Origin of the sequence: Ornithinibacillus scapharcae TW25 (genome assembly GCF_000190475.1) — a bacterium.
In the GTDB taxonomy this organism is placed as follows: Bacteria; Bacillota; Bacilli; order Bacillales; family Amphibacillaceae; genus Ornithinibacillus; species Ornithinibacillus scapharcae.
The window spans coordinates 21,526-45,271 of record NZ_AEWH01000004.1 but is presented as its reverse complement, the minus strand read 5'-3'; the positions used below and the strand labels follow the sequence as shown (position 1 = coordinate 45,271).

The 23,746-nt window shown below is 36.5% G+C and carries 23 protein-coding genes; all 23 read left to right on the top strand.

From position 1 onward, the window contains the following. Positions 1-86: 86 nt before the first annotated feature. The 23 genes from G5W_RS0100660 to cotE all read left to right on the top strand — a co-directional run bounded on the left by G5W_RS0100660 (position 87) and on the right by cotE (position 23,702). Positions 87-2,369 carry an FtsK/SpoIIIE family DNA translocase gene (locus tag G5W_RS0100660; protein ID WP_010093331.1) on the top strand — a complete coding sequence of 761 codons (2,283 nt, stop codon included), beginning with the start codon at positions 87-89 and terminating at the stop codon, positions 2,367-2,369. Between the two features lie 286 nt (positions 2,370-2,655). Then, complete coding sequence (locus G5W_RS0100655; RefSeq protein WP_010093329.1) at positions 2,656-3,381, top strand: GntR family transcriptional regulator; 726 nt, start codon at positions 2,656-2,658, stop codon at positions 3,379-3,381. A 194-nt stretch (positions 3,382-3,575) separates the two neighbouring features. Then, complete coding sequence (locus tag G5W_RS0100650) at positions 3,576-4,679, top strand: BMP family lipoprotein (RefSeq protein ID WP_010093327.1); 1,104 nt, start codon at positions 3,576-3,578, stop codon at positions 4,677-4,679. A gap of 319 nt (positions 4,680-4,998) precedes the next feature. After that, a complete protein-coding gene (locus G5W_RS0100645) occupies positions 4,999-6,537 on the top strand; it encodes an ABC transporter ATP-binding protein (protein ID WP_010093325.1) in 1,539 nt (512 codons plus the stop codon). Continuing rightward, complete coding sequence (locus G5W_RS0100640) at positions 6,509-7,579, top strand: ABC transporter permease (protein ID WP_033445522.1); 1,071 nt, start codon at positions 6,509-6,511, stop codon at positions 7,577-7,579. Before G5W_RS0100645 ends, G5W_RS0100640 begins: the two co-directional genes overlap by 29 nt. Next, positions 7,580-8,533 carry an ABC transporter permease gene (locus G5W_RS0100635; RefSeq protein ID WP_010093322.1) on the top strand — a complete coding sequence of 318 codons (954 nt, stop codon included), beginning with the start codon at positions 7,580-7,582 and terminating at the stop codon, positions 8,531-8,533. It abuts the gene before it with no gap. Between the two features lie 165 nt (positions 8,534-8,698). Continuing rightward, the gene (yfmF, locus tag G5W_RS21845) at positions 8,699-9,901 is read left to right on the top strand and encodes an EF-P 5-aminopentanol modification-associated protein YfmF (protein WP_010093320.1); all 1,203 of its coding nucleotides are present in this window, start codon (positions 8,699-8,701) and stop codon (positions 9,899-9,901) included. An 89-nt stretch (positions 9,902-9,990) separates the two neighbouring features. Beyond that, positions 9,991-10,638: an EF-P 5-aminopentanol modification-associated protein YfmH gene (gene yfmH / locus G5W_RS24795; protein ID WP_010093319.1), complete on the top strand. Its 648-nt coding sequence runs from the start codon at positions 9,991-9,993 to the stop codon at positions 10,636-10,638. Beyond that, positions 10,599-11,060 (top strand): insulinase family protein, encoded by a 462-nt coding sequence (locus tag G5W_RS24790; protein WP_010093317.1) that lies wholly within the window; start codon positions 10,599-10,601, stop codon positions 11,058-11,060. Before yfmH ends, G5W_RS24790 begins: the two co-directional genes overlap by 40 nt. A gap of 4 nt (positions 11,061-11,064) precedes the next feature. Further along, a complete protein-coding gene (locus tag G5W_RS24785) occupies positions 11,065-11,274 on the top strand; it encodes a hypothetical protein (RefSeq protein WP_010093315.1) in 210 nt (69 codons plus the stop codon). A gap of 9 nt (positions 11,275-11,283) precedes the next feature. Beyond that, the gene (gene ymfI, locus G5W_RS0100620; RefSeq protein WP_010093313.1) at positions 11,284-11,997 is read left to right on the top strand and encodes an elongation factor P 5-aminopentanone reductase; all 714 of its coding nucleotides are present in this window, start codon (positions 11,284-11,286) and stop codon (positions 11,995-11,997) included. An 89-nt stretch (positions 11,998-12,086) separates the two neighbouring features. After that, positions 12,087-12,344 (top strand): DUF3243 domain-containing protein, encoded by a 258-nt coding sequence (locus G5W_RS0100615; protein WP_010093311.1) that lies wholly within the window; start codon positions 12,087-12,089, stop codon positions 12,342-12,344. Positions 12,345-12,557: 213 nt separating this feature from the next. Then, positions 12,558-13,346, top strand: a complete 789-nt coding sequence (locus G5W_RS0100610; protein WP_010093309.1) for a DUF3388 domain-containing protein — start codon at positions 12,558-12,560, stop codon at positions 13,344-13,346. Between the two features lie 20 nt (positions 13,347-13,366). After that, a complete protein-coding gene (locus G5W_RS0100605) occupies positions 13,367-14,326 on the top strand; it encodes a helix-turn-helix domain-containing protein (protein ID WP_010093307.1) in 960 nt (319 codons plus the stop codon). A 74-nt stretch (positions 14,327-14,400) separates the two neighbouring features. Beyond that, positions 14,401-14,979 carry a CDP-diacylglycerol--glycerol-3-phosphate 3-phosphatidyltransferase gene (gene pgsA, locus G5W_RS0100600; RefSeq protein ID WP_010093305.1) on the top strand — a complete coding sequence of 193 codons (579 nt, stop codon included), beginning with the start codon at positions 14,401-14,403 and terminating at the stop codon, positions 14,977-14,979. Further along, positions 14,979-16,223, top strand: a complete 1,245-nt coding sequence (locus G5W_RS0100595) for a competence/damage-inducible protein A (RefSeq protein WP_010093303.1) — start codon at positions 14,979-14,981, stop codon at positions 16,221-16,223. Before pgsA ends, G5W_RS0100595 begins: the two co-directional genes overlap by 1 nt. A 177-nt stretch (positions 16,224-16,400) precedes the next feature. Next, a complete protein-coding gene (gene recA, locus G5W_RS0100590; protein ID WP_010093301.1) occupies positions 16,401-17,441 on the top strand; it encodes a recombinase RecA in 1,041 nt (346 codons plus the stop codon). A gap of 271 nt (positions 17,442-17,712) precedes the next feature. Continuing rightward, positions 17,713-19,329, top strand: a complete 1,617-nt coding sequence (gene rny, locus G5W_RS0100585; RefSeq protein WP_050801628.1) for a ribonuclease Y — start codon at positions 17,713-17,715, stop codon at positions 19,327-19,329. A 131-nt stretch (positions 19,330-19,460) separates the two neighbouring features. Further along, a complete protein-coding gene (locus tag G5W_RS0100580) occupies positions 19,461-20,258 on the top strand; it encodes a TIGR00282 family metallophosphoesterase (RefSeq protein WP_010093297.1) in 798 nt (265 codons plus the stop codon). A 121-nt stretch (positions 20,259-20,379) separates the two neighbouring features. Then, the gene (gene spoVS / locus G5W_RS0100575; protein ID WP_010093295.1) at positions 20,380-20,640 is read left to right on the top strand and encodes a stage V sporulation protein SpoVS; all 261 of its coding nucleotides are present in this window, start codon (positions 20,380-20,382) and stop codon (positions 20,638-20,640) included. Between the two features lie 249 nt (positions 20,641-20,889). Then, positions 20,890-22,467, top strand: a complete 1,578-nt coding sequence (miaB, locus tag G5W_RS0100570) for a tRNA (N6-isopentenyl adenosine(37)-C2)-methylthiotransferase MiaB (RefSeq protein WP_010093293.1) — start codon at positions 20,890-20,892, stop codon at positions 22,465-22,467. Then, positions 22,468-22,896 carry a YlbF/YmcA family competence regulator gene (locus G5W_RS0100565; protein ID WP_010093291.1) on the top strand — a complete coding sequence of 143 codons (429 nt, stop codon included), beginning with the start codon at positions 22,468-22,470 and terminating at the stop codon, positions 22,894-22,896. It begins immediately after the preceding gene. 224 nt (positions 22,897-23,120) lie between these two features. Next, the gene (gene cotE / locus G5W_RS0100560) at positions 23,121-23,702 is read left to right on the top strand and encodes an outer spore coat protein CotE (protein ID WP_010093289.1); all 582 of its coding nucleotides are present in this window, start codon (positions 23,121-23,123) and stop codon (positions 23,700-23,702) included. The last annotated feature ends 44 nt before the right edge of the window (positions 23,703-23,746 follow it).

The window sequence follows — 23,746 nt, the reverse complement described above, 5'->3', positions numbered from 1 at the left end:
TATTCAGCATGAAAAAACCCTTGCCATAAATGTTGGCAGGGGTTTAGATTTAATGGCAGCTAAGACAGCTGTAAGAGGGTGAGTAAATGGCTAAGAGAAAAAGAAAAAAGAAGAAACAAACATTAAAAAAACAGGTGCAATTTGAATTATTAGGGATATTATTTGTGTTTCTAGCAATCTTCGGTAGTGGAGCAAGTGCCATTAGTGATGGAGCCATTCCTGGAGGCTTGGAACATATATTTCGCTTTTTTCTAGGTGTTTGGTATTTTGTTGCATCCCTGTTTTTATTGGGTATCGGTTTATATCTAGTAATTAAACGGAAATATCCAAACTTTTTACATAGAAAAATGGTAGGCTTCTATATTATTTTATTAGGGATTTTACTTTATACACACATACAATCTTTTGAAAGTTTACTAGTGTCGTCAAAAGATACTTCTATTATAAAAGCTACCTGGGATAACTTTTTCGATTTCATTGGTGGACAAGTTCCTGCTAGTCAAATAGGAGGAGGGATGGTTGGTGCAATTCTTTTTGCTTTTTGTTATTATCTATTCTCCTCTGTCGGGGCTAAAATAGTAGCTGTTTTCTCCGTGTTAATTGGACTAATCTTTTTAACAGAGTTTTCAGTTGGCGATTTCCTTACTAAGCTTCTAAAACGTAGTAAAGATTCTGTAAAGAAAGCAAAAGGAAGACAGAAAACGAAAAAAACAGTAACTGAACACAATCAACCATTAGAAGAGGATGTTCTGGTCATTGACCCTGAACCGGTTACAGAGGTAAAGGCGGACGAATACCCGGACGTTACGTATGCATTTGATGCCCAACTTGAGCAAGAAAAAGAACCTACTGTATCCGTACGTGCAAAAGGTGCAAAAGAAGCTGAGCATAAAGAGGTAGATGACCTCGGTGATGTAATGACAATGGCCGAAACGGAAAATCCGGAATATATCTTACCATCTCCTAGTTTATTGGCTGAACCAGCCAATAACTCTCAAATACAAGATAAGTCACAAATTCAATCGGTAGTTAGAAAACTAGAACGTACTTTTCATAGTTTTGGTGTCAAAGCAAGAGTGACGAAAGTAAATGTCGGACCTGCTGTGACGAAATATGAAGTATATCCAGAAGCAGGTGTGAAGGTGAGTAAAATTGTTAGTCTACATGATGATTTAGCTCTTGCCTTAGCAGCAAAAGATATTCGTATCGAAGCTCCAATTCCTGGTAAGTCTGCAGTGGGGATAGAAGTACCAAATCAGGAGATAGCGATGGTATCCTTACGGGAAGTATTAGACAGTACGAGTAATAACCAAGCATCCAAACTTCTTGTCGCACTTGGGAAGGATATTTCGGGAGAAGCGGTACTAGCTGAACTGAATAAAATGCCACATTTATTAGTTGCTGGGGCAACTGGAAGTGGGAAAAGTGTTTGTGTTAATGGCATCATCACAACAATTCTGATGAGGGCAAAACCACATGAAGTAAAAATGATGATGATTGATCCGAAAAAAGTAGAACTCAATGTTTATAATGGTATTCCACACTTATTAGCGCCAGTTGTAACAGATCCTAAGAAGGCATCCCGTGCTCTAAAGAAAGTAGTGGCTGAAATGGAACGTCGTTACGAATTGTTCTCTGATACGGGAACTAGGAACATTGAAGGTTATAATGAATATGTAAGAAAGCATAATCGTTCGGTGGACGAGACCGAGCAACAACCAAATCTACCATATATTGTAGTTATTGTAGATGAATTAGCTGATTTAATGATGGTTGCTTCCAGTGATGTAGAGGATGCTATAACACGACTTGCGCAAATGGCAAGGGCTGCTGGAATTCACTTGATTATCGCTACACAAAGACCTTCTGTAGACGTAATTACAGGCGTTATTAAAGCCAATATTCCATCCCGTATTGCCTTTAGTGTGTCATCTTCAACAGATTCGAGGACGATACTTGACTCTGGAGGTGCGGAAAAACTACTTGGGCGTGGGGATATGTTATTTTTACCAGTGGGATCCTCTAAGCCTATTCGCGTACAAGGTGCATTTTTATCAGATGATGAGGTTGAAAGAATTGTGGACCATTGTATTGAACAACAAAAGGCTAGTTATCAAGAAGATATGATTCCAGAGGATACCAATGAAGAAATCGCTGAAGTAGATGATGAACTGTATGATGATGCCGTTCAATTAGTACTAGAAATGCAAAGTGCGAGTGTATCGATGCTCCAAAGAAGATTTCGAATTGGCTACACTAGAGCTGCCAGACTAATCGATGCAATGGAAGCAAGAGGGATTGTCGGTCCATATGAGGGAAGTAAGCCAAGAGCAGTACTTATCTCACAAACGGAAGAAAAAACATCATAAAGAAGAATATTATAAGGACTAGGTGACAATGTATTATTACACATCGTTTTCTAGTCCTTTTTAGCAAATAGAATAGTATGACTTTTCCATAGAATCTAACTATATTCCTGCACTCAGTAGAAATTTTGAATGAATTGTCAGTTATGAAGAAATATTGTCATGATTTTTTACAAAAACTATTTATTTGTTGGGTAAATAATGATATATTAATCAAGGTATGGTTGTCAGTATTTGTCGGATAACCTATCGCCCAATAAGTATCGGGTAAAATAATTGGGGGTTCAATATGTCCATAAAATCAGACTCAAGGCATCTATATTTACAAGTTATCGATAGGATTAAACAAGATATTGAAAACGGTTTATATTCTGCCAATGAGAAATTACCGTCAGAATTCGAGCTTTCTAAAAAACTAGGAGTATCAAGAGCTACGTTAAGAGAAGCACTTCGAATTTTAGAAGAGGACAATGTTGTGAAGCGAAAACATGGTGTTGGTACGTTTGTAAACCCAAAACCAATTGTTTCATCTGGTATTGAAGAATTGACAAGTGTTACACACATGATTGAAAAAGCTGGTAAGGAAGCGGGTTCTCAATATTATTCTACAGATATCATCGAACCAACTGAGGAGGATCGTTTGAAATTTAAACCAAACGATATAACCCAGTTAGTAAAAATTGAACGAATTAGAACAGCAGATGGAAAGCCTGTAGTATTCTGTATCGACAAAGTACCACAGGGCCTAATTCCTTTAGAAGAGGCACATAAAGAAGATTCTTTATTTAAAATTATGGAAGAGCATTCTGGCAAGAAGATTAGTTATGCTATTGCATATATTGAACCAGTGAGTTATCATGAGAAAATTTTCAATGTATTGGATTGTGAATTTGATCAATCTTTGTTATTACTGAAACAGATGCACTATACAGAGGACGATGAGCCGGTCTTATATTCGCTTAACTATTTTCGTTCTGATGTATTTAGTTTCCAAGTACTACGGAAGCGCATATAGATTTATTGACTAAAAACTTCGCCGGATAATGGACTTAAACTTGTCTGAATAGGGTATTAAGTCTTAATGATAGTAAGTATGCGAATGAAATTGCGCACTTTTAGGGGGTGATTTTAGGACTTTTGTAGGAAGGAAACATAAGAAGTACAAGCCATTTATACTTAATTAAAAATTTCTTATTGGGGGTATTTTCCATGAAAAAACTAGGCTTTTTATTAGTACTTTTCCTTGGATTAGGATTACTATTAGCTGCTTGTGGTGGAGAAGAGAAGGAAACTGACAAAGGTAACAATGATAAAGGTGATAAAGCGTCTAGCGAAGAATCATCAGATTTCTCAGTAGGTATGGTTACGGATATTGGTGGGGTAGATGATAAATCATTTAACCAATCTGCTTGGGAAGGTATTAAAGCATTTGGTGAGCAAAACGGCATGACTCAAGGTAACGGTTTTGATTATGCACAATCAAATGATAAAGCTGACTATGTACCAAACTTAACTCGTCTAGTTCGTGACGAATATGATCTAATCTTCGGTATTGGTTTTGAACTAAAAGAAGATTTACAAGCTATTGCTGAACAATACTCTGATACTAACTTTGCTTTAGTAGATGATATTGTAGAAGCACCTAACGCTGTAAGTATTACTTTTAAAGAGCATCAAGGATCATTCTTAGTTGGTGTAGCTGCAGCACTTAAAACAGAAACAAATAAACTAGGTTTTGTTGGTGGTATTGACTCACCATTAATCAATAAGTTTGAAGCTGGTTTCATTGCTGGTGCGAAATCAGTAAATCCTGATATCGAAGTTGAAGTACAATATGCAGAGAGCTTCGGTGATCCTGCAAAAGGTAAAACAATTGCAGCTAGCATGTATGACAGTGGAATTGACGTAATTTACCATGCTTCAGGTGGTACTGGTAATGGAGTGTTCAACCAAGCGAAAGATATTAAACAAAATGATCCGGATCGTCAAATTTGGGTAATCGGGGTAGACCGTGACCAACATGATGAAGGACAAATTGGTGACCATAACGTTACATTAACTTCTATGATTAAACGTGTAGACGTTGCAGTTGAGGAAGTTTCAACTATGGCTTTAAACGGGGAATTCCCTGGTGGAGAAAAATTAGAGTTTGGTATTGAAGAAGATGGTATTGGTTTCGCTACTACAAACGAAGAAGCGATGACTGAGGAAATCGTTGGAACAGTTAATGAATATCTAGATAAGATTCTAAATGGTGAAGTAGAAGTTCCGCAAACTCGTGAAGAATTAGAAACTTTTCTTGGATCATTATAAAAATTAGATAAGATTGGTGGAAAAGGCCGTAGTTATCGGTCTTTTCCCATCTTTAACTTTTCAAGATAAAATTCTCAACTGAAGAAGATGAAACTTCATCTTTTTCATTTGGTGATTTTATATAATGAAATCATATAGTGAAACTACAATGTCTAATAATGTTTTAGCAAATATCAAGTATATTGTAGTGGAACAAACGTAGTGTTTGACTATTTGTATATCTTTATATGTACTAAATGATAAAGGAGGAGCATCTAGGTAAACCTGCGATAAATATATTTTCTTCTATCATCTAGTAGAAAAATGAGGGGTGACATTAGTGGAATATGTGATTGAAATGTTAAATATCCGTAAGGAATTTCCGGGTATTGTTGCTAACGATAACATTACAGTCCAGTTAAAAAAAGGGGAAATTCATGCACTTCTTGGAGAGAATGGTGCAGGGAAATCCACTTTAATGAACGTTTTATTTGGATTATATCAGCCAGAAGCTGGTCAAATTCGAGTAAAGGGAGAAGAAGTAAAGATTACAAATCCAAACGTCGCAAATGACTTAGGGATTGGAATGGTTCATCAACATTTCATGCTGGTAGAGCCTTTTACAGTTACGCAAAATATTATTTTAGGAAGCGAACCTAAGGGCAAATTTGGTAAAATTGATATCAAAAAAGCAGAAAAAGAGATTCAAGAAATTTCTGATCTTTACGGATTAAAGGTCGATCCATCTGCTAAAATCAGTGATATATCTGTAGGAATGCAGCAACGTGTTGAAATCTTAAAGACACTATACCGTGGTGCAGAGGTTCTTATATTTGATGAACCAACAGCGGTGTTAACACCTCAAGAAATAACAGAATTAATTGAGATTATGCGTTCCCTAGTTAAAGAGGGCAAATCTATTATTCTTATCACACATAAATTGAAAGAGATTATGGAAGTTTGTGACCGTTGTACCGTTATTCGCAAAGGGAAAGGGATTGGAACGGTTAATGTAAAAGAGTCCAATCCAGATGAACTTGCATCTCTAATGGTAGGACGAGAAGTAAACTTTAAGACTGAAAAAACGCAAGCACAACCTAAAGAGGTTGTATTAGACATTAAAGATTTATTTGTCAAAGATGCTAGAAAAGTAGATATCGTAAAAGGTTTGAATCTGGACGTTAGAGCAGGAGAAATAGTAGGAATAGCTGGTGTTGATGGTAACGGACAGTCCGAATTGATTGAAGCAATTACTGGCCTTCGAAAATCTCAATCAGGACAAATTATGTTGAACAATAAGAATATCACGAACATGAGTCCTAGAAATGTGACAAAGAGTGGGCTAGGTCATATCCCTCAAGATAGACATAAGTACGGATTAGTTCTAGATTACCCAATTGGAGCAAACATGGTACTCCAAACGTATTACCAAAAACCTTTTTCAAACGTTTCTGTCTTAAATTACAAAGAGATTTACAAAAAGGCAAATGAATTAATTAACGAATACGATGTGCGTACACCAAGTGAATTTACTCCAGCTCGTGCTTTATCTGGAGGAAACCAACAAAAAGCAATTATCGGGCGTGAAATCGATCGCTCTCCTGACTTGCTAATAGCGGCTCAACCTACACGTGGTCTTGATGTAGGGGCTATTGAATTTATTCATAGAAAATTAATTGAAGAACGAGATAAAGGAAAAGCTATTTTACTAGTTTCCTTTGAACTAGATGAAATTATGAATGTTAGTGATCGAATTGCGGTTATGTTTGATGGTCAAATCATCGCTAATGTGAAGCCTGAAGAAACGAACGAACAAGAACTTGGTTTATTAATGGCTGGTAGTAAGCAAGATGAGGCAGGTGATTCAAGTGACAACTAATAATAATCGGCTTTTTGGACTTTTAGTTCCAGTTATTTCTGTAATTCTAGGTTTATTAGTTGGTGCAATTATCATGATTGCGTCAGGTCACAATCCAATCGAAGCATATGGTGCACTATGGAGAGGTGCATTTGGAGATGCATTTACGATAGGAGAAACGATTCGCCGTATTACTCCCTTAATCCTAACAGGTTTAGCAATTGCCTTTGCTTTTCGTACTGGATTATTTAATATTGGTGCGGAAGGTCAAGTGATTGTTGGCTGGTTAGCGGCTGTTTGGGTAGGTTTAGCTGTTGACGCTCCAATGATTATTCATTTACCGATGGCGATTCTTGCGGGGGCTATTGCTGGTGGTCTTTGGGGGTTCATACCTGGTATTTTAAAAGCGAAACTAGGTGTACATGAGGTTATTGTTACGATTATGATGAACTACATTGCCATGTTTGTCTCGAATGAAATCGTTCGTTCTGTCCTAACTGATCATAAAACGACAACAGAAAGAATAGCTGATACCGCTTCCCTGAGTTCTGCTTGGCTTCAAGGGCTAACTTTCTATTCGAGAATGCACTATGGAATTTTAATTGCTTTATTTGCAGCAGTCGTTATGTGGTTTATTATTCAACGTACAACATTAGGGTATGAGCTGAAAGCTGTTGGTTTCAATAAACATGCATCAAAATATGCCGGAATGAATGTTAGTAAAAGTATTGTATTGTCGATGGTAATTGCTGGTGGATTTGCAGGACTAGCAGGAGCTATGGAAGGTCTGGGCACCTATGGAAGTGTGTCCGTTATATCTGGATTTACTAACTTAGGATTTGATGGAATAGCTGTAGCTCTTCTAGGAGCTAATAATCCCTTTGGTGTAGTACTTGCAGCTATTTTATTCGGAGTATTAAAAGAAGGTGCAGGAGAAATGCCAACTGGTGCAGGAGTACCTACTGAACTAGTAGATATTATCATTGCTATCATTATTTTCTTTGTCGCATCCAGTTATATTATTCGTTGGGCTTTACTTCGCTTCAAAAAGGAGGGGAAATAAATGATTGATATTTTACAATCTGTCATTCCTACAGTATTATTCTTTTCAGCACCCCTTATACTAACTGCATTAGGCGGAGTATTTAGTGAACGTTCTGGTGTCATCAACATTGGTCTAGAAGGATTAATGGTAATTGGGGCATTCGTAGGTATTGTATTTAATTTAACATTTGCCGATTCATTAGGAGCTTGGACACCTTGGATTTCAATCATTGTTGCTTCCATCGTTGGGGCATTATTCTCTGTCATCCACGCTGTTGCATCTGTATCTCTTCGTGCCGATCAGACGGTAAGTGGGGTAGCAATTAACATGCTAGCACTTGGACTCGGGGTTTATTTAACGAAGGTATGGTATGACAAAGGGCAAACAGATATGGTAACACAACCATTTTTCTCAACTAATATCCCAATCCTATCCGAAATTCCAGTGATTGGACCTATCTTCTTTAAAGGGATATATGTCACATCCTATATTGCTATTATCCTTGCATTTGTTGCTTGGTATGTGCTTTATAAGACAGCATTTGGGTTAAGACTACGTGCTGTAGGTGAGCACCCAATGGCAGCAGATACGAATGGTATCAACGTATATAAAATGCGCTATATTGCTGTCATAATTTCAGGTGCTTTAGGTGGTCTAGGTGGGTCAATCTTTGCGTTAACAATCGTATCGAATTTCTCACATTCTACCATCGTAGGACAAGGGTTTATGGCGCTGGCTGCCGTAATCTTTGGTAAATGGCATCCGCTTGGAGCTATGGGTGCGGCATTATTCTTTGGATTTGCTCAAAGTTTAAGTATTGTTAGTTCAGGAATACCTGTACTTTCTGATATTCCACAAGTCTTCTTGCTTATCGCACCATATTTATTAACAATTCTTGCTTTAGCAGGGTTTATTGGACGTGCAGAAGCACCAAGAGCAAATGGTGTGCCTTATATTAAAGGTAGTAGATAACTAAAAAATGAAACTGATTTGAACAGATGTTCAAGTCAGTTTTTTTTGGTTCTACTAGGGAATAATGGTAAACTATGGTTATCAATAAATCGTTCATGGAATTACCAAAAATCGTGCAAACTATTTAGTAGCATTTTTGGATTGTATCAAATTGGAGGAACTAAAATGGTCAGTATACAAGAAGAAGTGAAACAATTAACTGGTTTTAATTTGCATCTTATACCGAATGAAAAATTTAAGACGGTCAACATCGTAATGAAATTTAAAGCACCTTTAAATCGAGAAACCATTACAAAACGTGCCTTATTACCACACGTGTTACAACAGGGTTCAGAAAAATATCCTAGTCGCAAGGAACTGCAAGTAGCTTTAGATAATCTCTACGGTGCTGGATTATCAATTGACGGTGGAAAAAAAGGTAACAACCATATCATTAGTTTTAGACTAGAAGTTGCCAACGAAAAATTTATTCCAAACGAATCAGAGGTGTTAGAGAATGCCATTCGTCTTTTAAATGAAGTAATCTTTCACCCGAATATTGAAAATGATTCTTTTAACGAAACAGTATTTGAAAGAGAAAAGGAAACATTAAGACAGAAGATTAAATCAATCATCGATGATAAGATGAAATATGCCAATATGAGATTAATTGATGAAATGTGTGATGGAGAAGTATACCAGCTTCATGTAAGTGGATATGAAGAAGATTTGGATAAGATAACTGCCAAAGATCTGTATCAATACTATCAATCCCTCTTACAAGAAGATCAAGTAGATATTTATATATTAGGTGATGTGGACAGTGGAAAATTGGAGTCCATCATTAACGCCAATTTCGAAAGACAAGATTCTCCTAATCCGTCCGTAGAAATTGAGGAAGACCAATCGAAGTCTTCGCAATCGGATGAATTAAAAGAAGTGATTGATAATCAAAATGTCCAACAAGCAAAACTTCATATTGGTTATCGTACAAATATTCGATACCAAGACGAGCAATACCCTGCTTTGCAAGTTTTTAATGGGATTCTAGGTGGATTTCCTAATTCTAAATTATTTATCAATGTTCGGGAGAAAAACAGTCTTGCATACTATGCTTCTTCTCGATTAGAAAGTCATAAAGGATTATTACTTGTTTTCAGCGGGATTGCTCCTAATGATTATGAGAAGGCAAGAAAGATTATGGAAGAACAAATAACAGCAATGAAAAACGGGGAAATAACAGAGGAAGAACTAAGTGAGACAAAGGAACTCATTGTTAACCAACTATTAGAAACTTTAGACCACCCACAAGGTATCATCGAGATGTTCTATCAAAGTGTCATCGCAAATGCAGAGCTTTCTCCAAACCAGTTAATTAGAAAAAATTAAGGCCGTTACGTTAGATGATGTTAAAAAAATAGGAGATAGCATCGTTGGTGACACAGTATACCTATTGACTAGTGAAGGAGGTTCAGGAAATGAGTAAAAAACAGTATAACCATATTCAGGAGACACTTTACCAAGAAAAATTAGATAACGGACTAACTGTATTCTTATTACCTCGACCCCAAATGTCGAAAACGTATGCCATTTTCTCGACAAACTATGGTTCCATTGATCGAACATTTGTACCAATTGGGGAAACAGATAAGATTACGGTACCAGATGGAATTGCTCATTTCTTAGAGCATAAACTCTTCGAAAAAGAGGATCGGGATGTTTTTGCAGATTTCGGAAAACAGGGCGCATCTGCTAATGCTTACACATCTTTTACAAAGACAGCTTACTTGTTTTCAGCGACCACAAATATTGAGGAGAATGTGAAGACCTTATTAGACTTTGTCCAGGATCCTTACTTCTCTGAAAAGTCAGTAGAAAAAGAAAAGGGTATAATTGGTCAGGAAATAAAGATGTATGATGACCAACCAGATTGGCAGTCCTTTATGGGAACATTAAAAGGGTTGTTTAAAGAAACCCCTGTGAATATAGATATTGCTGGAACAGTAGAGTCTATTAGTAAGATTACAAAAGATGACCTCTACACTTGTTATCATACATTTTATCATCCAGAAAATATGGTATTTTTATGGCAGGTAATTTTAATCCTGAACAAATGTTGCAAATGATTAAAGAAAATCAAAGTGGAAAAAAATTTGATAAGCTTGAAGATATTCAACGCTTCTATCCTGAAGAGCCAGAAGAAGTTGCCAAGAAAGAAAATGAACAAGTGATGCCCGTATCAGTTGCAAAATGTACAATTGGAATAAAGGAATCCGTCGAAGAATTGGAAGGTGATGCATTTATCAAGAAGGATTTATTACAAGACATGATGCTAACCTATTATTTCTCGAAGAGTGGACAATTTTATGAAGAGCTCTATCAGCAGAATATAATCGATTCTAGCTTCTACTTCGAAACCAATTTAGAAAAGAATTTTGGATATTCTATTTTAGGTGGTAATACAGATGACCCAGATAAGTTTGTGGAAAAATTAAAGCATTTGTTATTATCCACAAATGAACGGAAAATTTCAGAAGAAGATTTTTGAACGAATGAAACGAAAGAAGATTGGTCAGTTGCTCAGATCCATGAATTCACTGGAAAACATTGCATCTAAGTTTATTCATTATCATACAGTTGGGGTTGATTACTTTGAAATCATTCCCATTATCCAAAAGTTAACTGTAGATGATGCAAATGAGTTTTTACAGAATTGGATCAAAGAAGAACGTTTAGGTGTTTGTAAGATAGTCGCAAAGTAAGGAGAATATATGGGGAAAAATGTTTTAATTATCGGTGCAAGTGGTGATATTGGAAAACAGGTGGCATACCAACTGGGGCAGGAAGGATATTTTTTAATCCTCCATTACCATAACAACAACAATGCCGTTGGGGAACTACAGGATAAATTAGGAAATCAAGTGATTGGAACGATAAAAGCGGATTTGTCTCATGTTGATGGTATTGAAACTTTATTATCCAACATACTATATCCGATCGATTCGGTGATTTTTGCCAGTGGTATTGCTTATTATGGATTGTTTCAGGATACCCCTGAAGCAATCTTTGATGAGATGATTGCCATTCATGTAAAAGCACCATTTTCTATTGTCAAGGCATTGTTACCGGCAATGATTAGTCGTAAGGCGGGAAAAATCATCTTAATTTCCTCGATATGGGGAGAAATAGGGGCAAGCTTTGAGGTCCTTTATTCTGCAGTTAAAGGAGCACAAAATAGTTTTGTTAAAGCATTAGCTAAAGAGGTTGGGCCAAGCGGAATTACTGTAAATGCAGTTAGCCCTGGTTTCATTGATACCAAAATGAATCCTTTAAGTGACGATGACAAAGCCGCATTAGTAAATGACATTCCATTGAATCGGGCTGGGACTACCCAGGATGTGGCGGATGCTGTGTCATTTTTATTAAGTGATAAAGCAAGTTATATTCATGGTGAGATTTTGAAAGTAACTGGTGGTTGGGACTAAGAAAATAATTCCTTTTCCATGTGATAAACATGCATAATCACGGAATATATTCAAATACTATGCATGTATCATGAGAAGGAGGAATGAAGATGTCTGTTTTAGATAACTTTGAATCCTGGAAGCACTTTTTGGCGAATAGATTAGAACAAGCACAAGCACAGGGAATGTCTCAAGATACAATTTCCCAAGTTGCTTATGAAGTTGGAGATTATCTTGCGAAAAGTGTCGAGGCAAAAAATAGTGAAGAAGCAGTATTAAGAGAACTGTGGAATGCGGCCTCTAAGGAAGAACAGCAAGCAATTGCGAATTCCATGGTTAAATTAGTACAAAGTCAAGGCAATAGTTAAGTTTGAAATGCAAATAAAAGAAGCTGCGCAAAATCGTAGCTTCTTTTATATTCTAGTAAGGGATGTCTCACGGGAATGAATATATCATAACGAAAAAGTACATTCTTTAGGAATTATTTACACTAATACTTTAAACAAAAGTAAAAATCATTTATTATATGATTATAGGAACTTTTTGGTTATGATACCATTTGGCGAAGGGGAGTTTCTTACTTGAAAAAAACAGAATGGTACTTAGAATACGAAATTCAAATCAATCGCCCTGGCTTATTAGGGGAAATTTCTTCTTTGCTTGGAATGCTGGCCATTAACATTGTCACGATAAACGGTGTCGAAAATGGTCGAAGAGGTATGCTACTTCTTACGGATAACCAAGAGCAAATTACTCGACTTCGATTAATTCTAAAAACCATGGACACGATTAAATTGACAAAATTACGTAAATCAAAGCTTCGTGATCGCCTTGCAGTTAGACATGGAAAATATATACATAGAGATGCAGATAACCGCAAGACGATTCAATTTGTACGTGATGAATTAGGAATACTAGTTGATTTTATGGCAGAGCTTTATAAAACAGAAGGACATAAACTTATTGGTGTAAGAGGGATGCCTAGAGTTGGCAAAACAGAATCCATTGTGGCAGCAAGTGTTTGTGCTAATAAACGTTGGTTGTTTGTATCTAGTACTTTAATAAAACAAACTGTTCGAAGTCAGCTAATTGCTGGTGAATATAGTAACGATAATATCTTTATTATTGATGGTATTGTATCGCAGCAGAAAGCAAATGAAAAACATTGGCAGTTAATCCGTGAAATAATGCAGCTTCCTGCCATTAAAGTTGTAGAACATCCGGATATATTCGTACAATCTACAGAGTATAATATTGACGACTTTGATTATATTATTGAATTGCGAAGCCATGAAGATGAAGAAATTACATATGAAGTTGTTGAAAACACACATTTTAATCAAGGAAATGGTTTTTCAATGTTTGATTAATAAATTGGATGGTGTTATTTATGGGAATTGGTGCAAGATTGAGGGAAGCTAGAGAATCAAAAGATTTATCGCTTGATACCTTACAAGATATTACAAAAATACAAAAGCGATATCTTGTAGCAATTGAGGAAGAGAATTTTTCCGTTCTACCAGGAAAGTTTTACGCTAAAGCTTTTATTAAGGAATATGCAATTGCTGTTGGGTTAGATCCTAATCAGTTAATGGAAGAATATGTGGAGGATATTCCTTCACCAGAAGAGGATACAACACAGTATACTAGGATACATCGTTCTAGAAAGGATAATATGCCAACGAAAAGTAATGCTATCTTTTCTTTTATCCCAACATTAATTGTTGTAATATTAATTATCGGTATTTTCTTTTTAGCGTGGTGGTTTATTACATCAAAAGCAAATGATGATAATTCGTCACCAAACGAAGAACCAGAGGATAGTGCTTTTTACAGAGATGATAATAAAAAAGGTTCTAATAATAGTGGTAGCGATGATGAAAACAGCGATGATAATAAAGATGATACTAATGACAAAAATGCAACTGATGAAGACCAAGAACAAGACACTACTGAAGATAATGCAACCGATAACCAAGAGAACGATACAGAGAATGAAGCAGAGCTTGGTATCACGGTGTTAGAACAAGGGACAGTTCCAAAACCACAGTCAGAGGTGGAGCTAACGAATGTTGGCGAGGAATTGATTCTAGAATTTACGGCTACTGCGGATGTTTGGCTAGATGTTAAAAGCGCAGACGGACAATCTTTTTATAGTAATATGGTTAAACCTAATGAGCCTGTAGAATTGACACTCACCGGGCAGCAAAGATTTCTACTAAACATCGGTAATGCTCCAGGGATGACTGTTAAGATTAATGATGTAGCTTTAGAATATCCGGTGGATCCAACACAAAGAGGAGCCGATCATCAACGTATTTGGTTAAATGTTGTAGAATCAAATGAATAGGATATAAACCCTTCTAAAAGCTTTAGTGCTTTAGGAAGGGTTTTATACCTTTTATTATTGGAGGAGACATAGAAATGAACATACCTAATCGTATTACACTATCAAGAATATTATTAATTCCTATTTTTATCATTCTAATGAGTATTCCATTTGACTGGGGAGAATGGGATATTGGTGATACTAATTTACCGATATCACACTTTATTGCAGCACTATTATTTATTATTGCTTCTACTACTGATTGGATTGATGGTCATTACGCAAGAAAACATAATCTCGTTACCAATCTAGGTAAATTTTTAGACCCATTAGCAGACAAATTATTGGTTTCAGCAGCTTTAATCATTTTAGTAGAAATGGGTGCTGCGCCAGCGTGGGTTGTAATTCTAATTATAAGTAGAGAATTTGCTGTTACTGGATTGCGATTGGTAGCAGCTGGGGAAGGAATTGTACTTGCTGCTGGTAAAATGGGGAAACTGAAAACAGCTACCCAAATGATTGCCATAGCAACATTATTATTGCATAATTTTCCATTTTCCTATATTAGTATTCCTTTTGGGACTATTATGTTATATATTGCTTTATTCTTTACAGTCCTTTCAGGTGTTGATTATTTCGTTAAAAACTGGCATGTCATGAGGGATTCTAAGTAATGAAGAATGCGAATGCGGAAATAATTGCTGTTGGTACGGAACTTCTATTGGGGCAAATTTCGAATACGAATGCTCAATGGATTTCTGAACAGTTAGCGGTACAGGGAATAAATGTCTATTATCATAGTGTTGTTGGTGATAATTTGAAACGTGTTCAAGACATCTTTACGCTTGCTGAGAAACGCTCGGATATTGTAATCGTAACCGGTGGTCTTGGACCAACTGATGATGACTTAACTAGAGAGGCATTTCACTCTATAACTGGGCTTCCAATCCTTGAACATAAACCTTCCATGGATAAGATCGAAGCATTTTTTATCAAGAACAATGTAGTCATGACACCTAACAATCGAAAGCAAGCACGTGTGTTTGAGAATTCAATTGTCATCGATAACCATGTCGGTATGGCACCTGGAATGATATTAAGACAAGAGGAAACTATATGGGTATTCTTGCCTGGTGTTCCTCGAGAGATGAAATCCATGATGACAAATAGCGTTTTACCGTATTTAACGAAAACCTTAGAACTAAACGCGGTAATAAAATCATATGTTCTTCGTTTTATTGGAATAGGGGAGTCTAAGCTTGAGCATGACTTAAAAGAACTGATGGAACAACAACAAAATCCAACTATCGCACCATTGGCTCAAACTAATGGTGTTGTGATTAGATTAACTGCAAAAGCAGAAACGGATGCGGATGCAATTCGCTTGCTTGATCATACGAAACAGGAGATTTTAAATAAAGTTGGCTCGTACTATTACGGTATGAATGAAGAAACTCTGGAACAAACCATTCTTAATAATTTGAAGAGAAAAGAATTGAAAATCGCTTCTGCTGAAAGTCTTACTGGTGGGAAATTTATCGAAAGACTAATTTCTGTTCCGGGGGCTTCACAGGTTTGTAAAGGATCTGTAGTTTGTTATGACACTTCCGTAAAACGAGAAGTACTGAAAGTCTCTGATAACATTATTCAAAAATCTGGTACTGTGAGTGCGGAATGCGCTTTGGAAATGGCCAAAAATGTCGCACAAATTTTGGATGCTTCGATTGGTATAAGTTTTACCGGTGTAGCTGGCCCAGATATGGTAGAGGGTAAGCCTGTTGGCACCGTATATATTTCCATATATATGAATGATAGAAAACAAATAGTAGAAAAGTTCGAATTCACTGGGAGTCGCGAAAGAATTCGAGATCGAGCTGTACTAAAAGGTTATGAAATTCTATGGAATCTATTAAAATAAACTAATACAAAGAAATTTCAATTCAAAATTCGATTATAGGTATGGTTACACATCCTATAATCGAATTTTTATGAGATACGACACGTGAAAAAATGAGAACATTTATTCGATTTTTTACTTGGCAAAATGAAAAAAACAATGTATGATAGATATAGTTAATTTAAGGAGGTAGTATCGTTGAGTGATAGAAAACAAGCCTTAGACATGGCTTTAAAACAGATAGAAAAACAGTTCGGTAAAGGTTCCATTATGAAATTAGGAGAAAATGCTGGTCAAAAAATAGAAACGACATCTAGTGGTTCTCTAGCTTTAGATATTGCATTAGGTATCGGTGGTTATCCAAAAGGAAGAATTATTGAAATTTATGGTCCAGAATCTTCAGGTAAAACAACTGTGGCTCTACACGCTATTGCTGAAGCACAGAAGCAAGGCGGTCAAGCTGCTTTTATTGATGCGGAACATGCACTTGACCCAACATATGCAAGAGCATTAGGTGTTAATATCGATGAATTATTACTATCTCAACCGGATACTGGGGAACAAGCGTTAGAAATAGCAGAAGCACTAGTTCGTAGTGGAGCTGTTGATGTACTTGTTGTTGACTCAGTTGCTGCATTAGTTCCAAAAGCAGAAATTGAGGGTGAGATGGGAGATTCTCACATGGGTCTACAAGCAAGACTTATGTCACAAGCCCTTCGTAAACTATCAGGTGCTATTAACAAATCAAAAACAACAGCAATTTTCATTAACCAGGTTCGTGAGAAAATCGGTGTCATGTTCGGTAATCCAGAAACAACTCCTGGTGGGCGCGCTCTTAAATTCTATTCGTCTGTAAGACTGGAAGTTCGTCGTGCTGAAACCTTAAAACAAGGTAATGAGATGATTGGAAATAGAGCAAAAATTAAAGTGGTTAAAAATAAAGTTGCACCACCATTCAAAACTGCTGAAGTCGATATCATGTACGGTGAAGGTATTTCAATTGAAGGGGAAATACTTGATATAGGATCTGATTTAGATATTGTTCAAAAAAGTGGTGCTTGGTATGCTTACCAAGGTGAAAGACTTGGCCAAGGAAGAGAGAACGCAAAAGAATTTCTAAAGGAAAATCCAGAAATAATGTCGGAAGTTCATCAAGCAATTCGTGATCATTATGGACTCGATGGCAGTGTAGATGCAACGGTAGAAGAAGAAGCAACACAAGAGACATTGGATGTTTAAATAGAAATTGTTGACATATTAAATATGTTATACGATTTTGAAAGGTCTGTACCTACTGCTGGTACAGACCTTTTTTGAACATGGAGGGGTTTAGGTCTCTAGACCCAGTATAAAAGTTACAATTGCTATTTAAAGTGACGAATATTTACTTAATTTATGTCGATTCCTTGACATTATTTTTACGTAAAGATAAAATTAGTATGTATAATTTTAACTTTTATTATACGATTAGAAAATTATTCATTGAATATGGTACATGCCGACATTTTAAATGAATGAACCGAAAAACAATTTTATAGCAAGAGGAGGTGAAAACGTGGAAGACTTTAATCTACTCATCTCCATTTTGCTTGCCGTATTTTTCCTTGTAGTCGGTTTGTTTGTTGGTTATCTGATTCGTAAATCTATTGCGGAAGCTAAAATCTCAAGTGCGGAAAATTTAGCGAAGCAAATAGTTGAAGAAGCACATCGAAATGCAGATGCCGCCAAAAAAGAGGCGCTTCTTGAGGCGAAGGATGAAAATCATCGCCTTCGTCAGCAGACAGAGCAAGAATTACGTGAACGTCGTTCTGAAGTACAAAAGCAAGAAAATCGCCTGATGCAAAGAGAAGAAAATCTGGATAGAAAAAGTGAAACACTTGATAAGCGTGAACTCAGCCTAGAAAAACGTGACCAATCGCTTACAGAAAAACAACAACAAATTGAAGAAATGGAAAGCAAAGTGGAAGCAATTTTACAAGAGCAGCAATCTGAGCTTGAACGCATTTCCGGTTATACTACTGATCAGGCTAGAAGTATTATTTTAGAGCGACTTGAAAAGGAACTTGCACATGAAACAGCTATCATGGTAAAAGAGGCTGAAAATCGTGCGAAAGAAGAGGCAGATAAGAAAGCAAAAAATATCTTGTCTCTAGCCCTTCAACGCTGTGCTGCAGACCACGTTGCTGAGACAACTGTATCCGTTGTAAATCTTCCAAATGATGAAATGAAAGGTCGTATTATTGGTCGTGAAGGTCGAAACATTCGTACATTAGAGACGTTAACAGGAATCGATTTAATCATTGATGATACACCAGAAGCAGTCATACTGTCTGGTTTTGACCCAGTTCGTAGAGAAACAGCTCGTATAGCTTTAGAGAAACTAGTACAGGATGGCAGAATTCACCCTGCTCGTATCGAGGAAATGGTGGATAAGGCTAGACGTGAGGTTGACGAGTATATACGAGAGGTTGGAGAAGAAACAACATTTGAAGTTGGTGTACATGGTCTACATCCGGATCTAATTAAGATTCTTGGTCGCTTAAAATACCGTACAAGCTATGGTCAAAATGTGTTAAAGCATTCGACAGAAGTAGCCTATTTATCAGGTTTACTTGCTGCTGAATTAGGTGAAGATGTAAGATTAGCAAGAAGAGCCGGATTACTTCATGATATTGGGAAAGCAATTGATCATGAAGTAGAAGGAAGCCACGTTGAGATCGGTAAGGAGCTAGCTATTAAATACAAAGAACACGAAGTAGTCATTAATGCGATTGCTTCTCACCATGGTGATGAAGAACCTACTTCCGTTATTTCCGTACTAGTGGCAGCAGCAGATGCTTTATCCGCTGCGCGTCCTGGAGCGAGAAGTGAGACATTAGAAAATTATATCAAGCGACTTGAAAAGCTTGAGGAAATTTCTGAATCATTTGCAGGTGTAGAAAAATCATTTGCAATTCAAGCAGGTAGAGAGATTCGAATTATGGTGAAGCCAGATGAAATAGATGATATTGATTCTGCTCGCATTGCACGAGATATTCGTAAACGTATTGAGAGTGAGCTTGATTACCCAGGTCATATCAAAGTGACTGTTATACGTGAAACAAGAGCAGTAGAATATGCAAAATAATAATGAACTGCGTAAGTGGGGGATATTATTCCCTCACTTTTTTGTTTGTTCCATAATATATTTTGACATTATAGTCTCTTTGTGAAAAACTTAAAGGTACATTTTATATATATGTTAGGATGATTACGAGAATGAAAATATTATTTATTGGCGATGTATTTGGTTCACCAGGAAGAGATATGGTACAGGAATACCTTCCAAAGCTGAAAGATAAATATAAACCAAATGCTATCATTATAAATGGTGAAAATGCAGCCTCCGGTAAAGGAATTACCGAAAAAATCTATAAACAATTTATGGGATTGGGAGCAAATGTTATCACGATGGGTAATCATACATGGGACAAAAAGGACATCTTCGAATTTATTGATGATGCTAAAAATCTAATTCGTCCTGCGAATTTTCCTGTTGGAACTCCGGGCAAGGGTCTCACATTTATTAATATGAACGGTACGGAATTAGCAATTATGAACTTACAAGGTCGTACCTTTCTACCCGCAATTGATGATCCGTTTAGAAAGGTTGACGAATTAATTAAAGAAGCCAAAAAAAGAACCAATATTATATTCTTAGACTTCCATGCGGAAGCAACTAGTGAAAAGCAAGCTATGGGTTGGTATGTTGATGGCCGAGTAAGTGCTGTAGTTGGAACACATACGCACACACAAACAGCAGATAATCGCATTTTACCAAGTGGAACTGCATATATTACGGATGTAGGGATGACAGGACCATATGATGGAATATTAGGTGTCGAGCGAGATGCCGTCATTAAGAAATTTCTAACTAGTTTACCAGTTCGCTTTGAACCGGACAAAGAAGGTAGGACACAACTAAACGGTGTAATTGTTACTATCAATGAACAAAATGGAAGAGCAACAAAAATTGATAGAATCATGATAAATGAGGATAATCCTTATCTAGACTAGAAGGTCACCTCCAGGAAATTTGAATTTTTTGAATTCTTGATGCATAATATGGTTATAAGCTTACGATGAAAAGAATATAGTAGCTATAGAACTATAATAGCAAATGAAGGAGGTACTAGTAGTGGAAATATTAAAAGTCTCAGCAAAATCAAATCCAAATTCAGTAGCGGGAGCACTTGCGAATGTATTACGCGAACGTGGCACAGCAGAAATTCAGGCTATCGGTGCTGGTGCGTTGAACCAGGCCGTTAAAGCAGTTGCGATCGCTCGAGGATTTGTAGCACCTAGTGGTGTCGATCTTATCTGTATCCCAGCTTTTACGGATATAATGATTGATAATGAGGAGAGAACAGCAATTAAACTAATTGTAGAACCCCGGTAAGCGTTTTACATAGTGTTACGCGAATATGCGTAGCACTTTTTTATTTGGCGAAATAGATTGCCTCGATTTATGGATGGAACTATCCCTGCTAGTATCAGAAGGGTACCTACTTACATCATTTTTGCATAATATAAATGCACTTATATGTGACGAATTTTCACATTTATTGTTAAAATGATTGAAAAGCTTTATACTGTAATAATGAATGCCCATACATAACATTTTTCCTGATAGAAAGGAGATTGCTTAATGAATGAACAACAAAGACTCGCTCAAGCGCAAATTAACCAGGTTAATTCTATGGATACAGAATCCGAACAGGATAATATGGAACGAATTAAAAAGATTTCTAGTGATGAATTGATAGCGAAATATTTTCAAACTAGTTATCAGCCACCAGATTTAAAGAAAGCAAGAAAGCGACGTAGAGAAGAAGTTCAATTTCATTATGACTTTCAAATTCCTGAAGAAATGCAAGAAATAGGAAAAGGTAAAAAGTTCTTAATCCGTACATACGGTTGCCAAATGAATGAACATGATACTGAGGTCATGGCAGGTATTCTTTCAGAAATGGGATATGAGTCAACTACTGAGACCAGTGAAGCCGATCTCATCTTACTCAATACGTGTGCGATTAGGGAGAATGCAGAGAACAAGGTGTTTGGTGAAATCGGACACTTGAAACCGTTGAAAACAGAAAAACCTGATTTAATTCTAGGTGTCTGTGGCTGTATGTCTCAAGAAGAATCAGTTGTTGATAGAATTATGAAGAAGCACCAACATATTGATTTAGTATTTGGTACACATAATATTCATCGGTTACCGAACTTAGTACAGGAAGCGATGTTTGGTAAAGAGCAAGTGGTGGAAGTATGGTCTAAAGAAGGAGATATTATCGAAAATCTCCCTAAGGCTCGTAAGGGTAAAATTAAAGCATGGGTTAATATCATGTATGGCTGTGATAAGTTTTGTACTTACTGTATCGTACCGATGACCCGTGGGAAAGAAAGAAGTCGTCGACCAGACGATATCATCCAGGAGATACGTCATCTTGCGGCAGAGGGATATCAAGAAGTAACTTTATTAGGTCAAAATGTAAATGCCTATGGAAAAGACTTTGAAGACATTGACTATCGATTTGGAGACTTAATGGACGACATTCGTAAAATCGATATTCCACGTATTCGATTCACTACGTCTCATCCAAGGGATTTTGATGACCATCTAATTGAAGTCCTTGCAAAAGGTGGAAATTTATTAGATCATATTCACTTACCTGTTCAATCTGGTAGTAGTGAAGTTCTTAAGCTTATGAACCGAAAGTATACACGTGAGGATTATCTGGAAGTGGTTCGCAAAATTCGAGAAGCTATTCCAAATGCAACACTTACAACCGATATCATTGTTGGTTTCCCAAATGAGACTGACGAACAGTTTGAAGAAACGATGACCTTGGTGGAAGAGGTTGGCTTTGAAGCAGCATATACATTTATTTATTCACCAAGAGAAGGTACTCCAGCTGCTAAAAAGAAAGACGATGTTCCAGAAGAAGTGAAAAAACAGCGCTTGTACCGTTTAAATGAATTAGTGAATAAACAGTCAGCTGCATCTATGAAATCATATGAAGGCAAAACCGTTAAAGTACTTGTTGAAGGGGAAAGCAAAAAGGATCCTAATATTCTTGCGGGTTATACCGAAAAGAATAAACTAGTAAACTTTAAAGGCCCTAAATCATCGATTGGAAAGATAGTCGATGTCAAAATTACAGAAACAAAAACATGGTCCCTAAATGGAGTCATGGTGGAAAATACGGTAGAGGTGAAATAAATGACTCAATATACACGCACAGACATACTGGAAGAAGCAAAAAGATTAGCTAACATGCTTGCTAATACAGAAGAAATCGATCGATTTAAGCAAGTGGAAGCAAAAATTAACGAAAACAAGAAGGTTCAAAAGTTAATTCAAAAGATAAAGACTTTGCAAAAACAAGCGGTTAATTTCCAAGCATACGAAAAAAGAGAAGCTCTAAAGAGAATTGAAGAAGAAATTGATCGCCTTCAAGCAGAAATTGATGAAATTCCCATTGTACAGGAATTTAAGGAAACGCAAATCGTTGTTAATGATGTGCTACAGCTTGTATCAGGAACGATAGCGAGAGAGGTTACGAATCAAGTAATCGAATCAACTGGCGGAGATCCGCTATCAGGTAAGACGGCTTCTGGTGAGCAAAATAGTGTAGGCTGCGACCATTAATTTTGTACTAAACAAGAAATCCGAACAAGAATTCCATTCGAATTCGTTCGGATTTTTTATTACAAAGATTTAATTTCGAGTAAATAGTATCCCTGCAATTCCTGTTGTGTAACGGTTTATGCCTATATTTTTACTACTTTCTTCACCTTTCATAGATTCATTATGCACTTTAGGTATTTGTCTTGCATAAAATGACTATGAAAAAAGAGGAGGTAAACGTAACTATGAGCTTTCTAGATAAAGACTATCGAGAAATTATCACAAAAGCGGTTATCGGAAAAGGTAAAAAATTTACGCAAGCTACTCATTCTGTTTCGCCATCACATAGACCTACAAGTATACTGGGATGTTGGGTGATTAATCATCTATATAATGCAAAGAAAAAATCCGAAGATACCATTGAGGTTAATGGAAGCTATGACATTAACATTTGGTATTCTTATAATGATAATACAAAAACTGAAGTCGTGACAGAAAGGGTAACATATTGTGATTACATTCCATTAGGAGTGTTAGATGAAAATTGCATTAATGATGATTATGATGTAATTTGTAAGGTCCTTCAACAACCTAATTGTCTGGAATGTAGAATTGCAAATCAAGGTAATAAGGTACTTGTCGACATCGAACGAGAATTTCTAGTTCAAGTAGTTGGTGAAACTAAAGTATTTGTTAAAGTTAGCACAAAAGGTCATCAATCGCACGATGACGATGAAAGCTGGGATTACGCTGTAACGGAGGATGAGTTAGGCAATTTAAACCCAGACTTTTTAGAGAGTAGCTCAGCAAGCAGAAATAAAGATTAACAAAACTTACGGGGGATGTTCCTCGTAAGTTTTTTTTTGAAGAT

What these genes read in the sequence shown, in the direction of transcription:
- G5W_RS0100660 (WP_010093331.1), top strand. Translation starts at nt 87, where the DNA reads ATGGCTAAGAGAAAAAGAAAAAAGAAGAAACAAACATTAAAAAAACAG.
- G5W_RS0100655 (WP_010093329.1), top strand. Translation starts at nt 2,656, where the DNA reads ATGTCCATAAAATCAGACTCAAGGCATCTATATTTACAAGTTATCGAT.
- G5W_RS0100650 (WP_010093327.1), top strand. Translation starts at nt 3,576, where the DNA reads ATGAAAAAACTAGGCTTTTTATTAGTACTTTTCCTTGGATTAGGATTA.
- G5W_RS0100640 (WP_033445522.1), top strand. Translation starts at nt 6,509, where the DNA reads ATGAGGCAGGTGATTCAAGTGACAACTAATAATAATCGGCTTTTTGGA.
- G5W_RS0100635 (WP_010093322.1), top strand. Translation starts at nt 7,580, where the DNA reads ATGATTGATATTTTACAATCTGTCATTCCTACAGTATTATTCTTTTCA.
- yfmF (WP_010093320.1), top strand. Translation starts at nt 8,699, where the DNA reads ATGGTCAGTATACAAGAAGAAGTGAAACAATTAACTGGTTTTAATTTG.
- yfmH (WP_010093319.1), top strand. Translation starts at nt 9,991, where the DNA reads ATGAGTAAAAAACAGTATAACCATATTCAGGAGACACTTTACCAAGAA.
- G5W_RS24790 (WP_010093317.1), top strand. Translation starts at nt 10,599, where the DNA reads ATGGCAGGTAATTTTAATCCTGAACAAATGTTGCAAATGATTAAAGAA.
- G5W_RS24785 (WP_010093315.1), top strand. Translation starts at nt 11,065, where the DNA reads ATGAAACGAAAGAAGATTGGTCAGTTGCTCAGATCCATGAATTCACTG.
- ymfI (WP_010093313.1), top strand. Translation starts at nt 11,284, where the DNA reads ATGGGGAAAAATGTTTTAATTATCGGTGCAAGTGGTGATATTGGAAAA.
- G5W_RS0100615 (WP_010093311.1), top strand. Translation starts at nt 12,087, where the DNA reads ATGTCTGTTTTAGATAACTTTGAATCCTGGAAGCACTTTTTGGCGAAT.
- G5W_RS0100605 (WP_010093307.1), top strand. Translation starts at nt 13,367, where the DNA reads ATGGGAATTGGTGCAAGATTGAGGGAAGCTAGAGAATCAAAAGATTTA.
- pgsA (WP_010093305.1), top strand. Translation starts at nt 14,401, where the DNA reads ATGAACATACCTAATCGTATTACACTATCAAGAATATTATTAATTCCT.
- G5W_RS0100595 (WP_010093303.1), top strand. Translation starts at nt 14,979, where the DNA reads ATGAAGAATGCGAATGCGGAAATAATTGCTGTTGGTACGGAACTTCTA.
- rny (WP_050801628.1), top strand. Translation starts at nt 17,713, where the DNA reads ATGAATGAACCGAAAAACAATTTTATAGCAAGAGGAGGTGAAAACGTG.
- G5W_RS0100580 (WP_010093297.1), top strand. Translation starts at nt 19,461, where the DNA reads ATGAAAATATTATTTATTGGCGATGTATTTGGTTCACCAGGAAGAGAT.
- miaB (WP_010093293.1), top strand. Translation starts at nt 20,890, where the DNA reads ATGAATGAACAACAAAGACTCGCTCAAGCGCAAATTAACCAGGTTAAT.
- G5W_RS0100565 (WP_010093291.1), top strand. Translation starts at nt 22,468, where the DNA reads ATGACTCAATATACACGCACAGACATACTGGAAGAAGCAAAAAGATTA.
- cotE (WP_010093289.1), top strand. Translation starts at nt 23,121, where the DNA reads ATGAGCTTTCTAGATAAAGACTATCGAGAAATTATCACAAAAGCGGTT.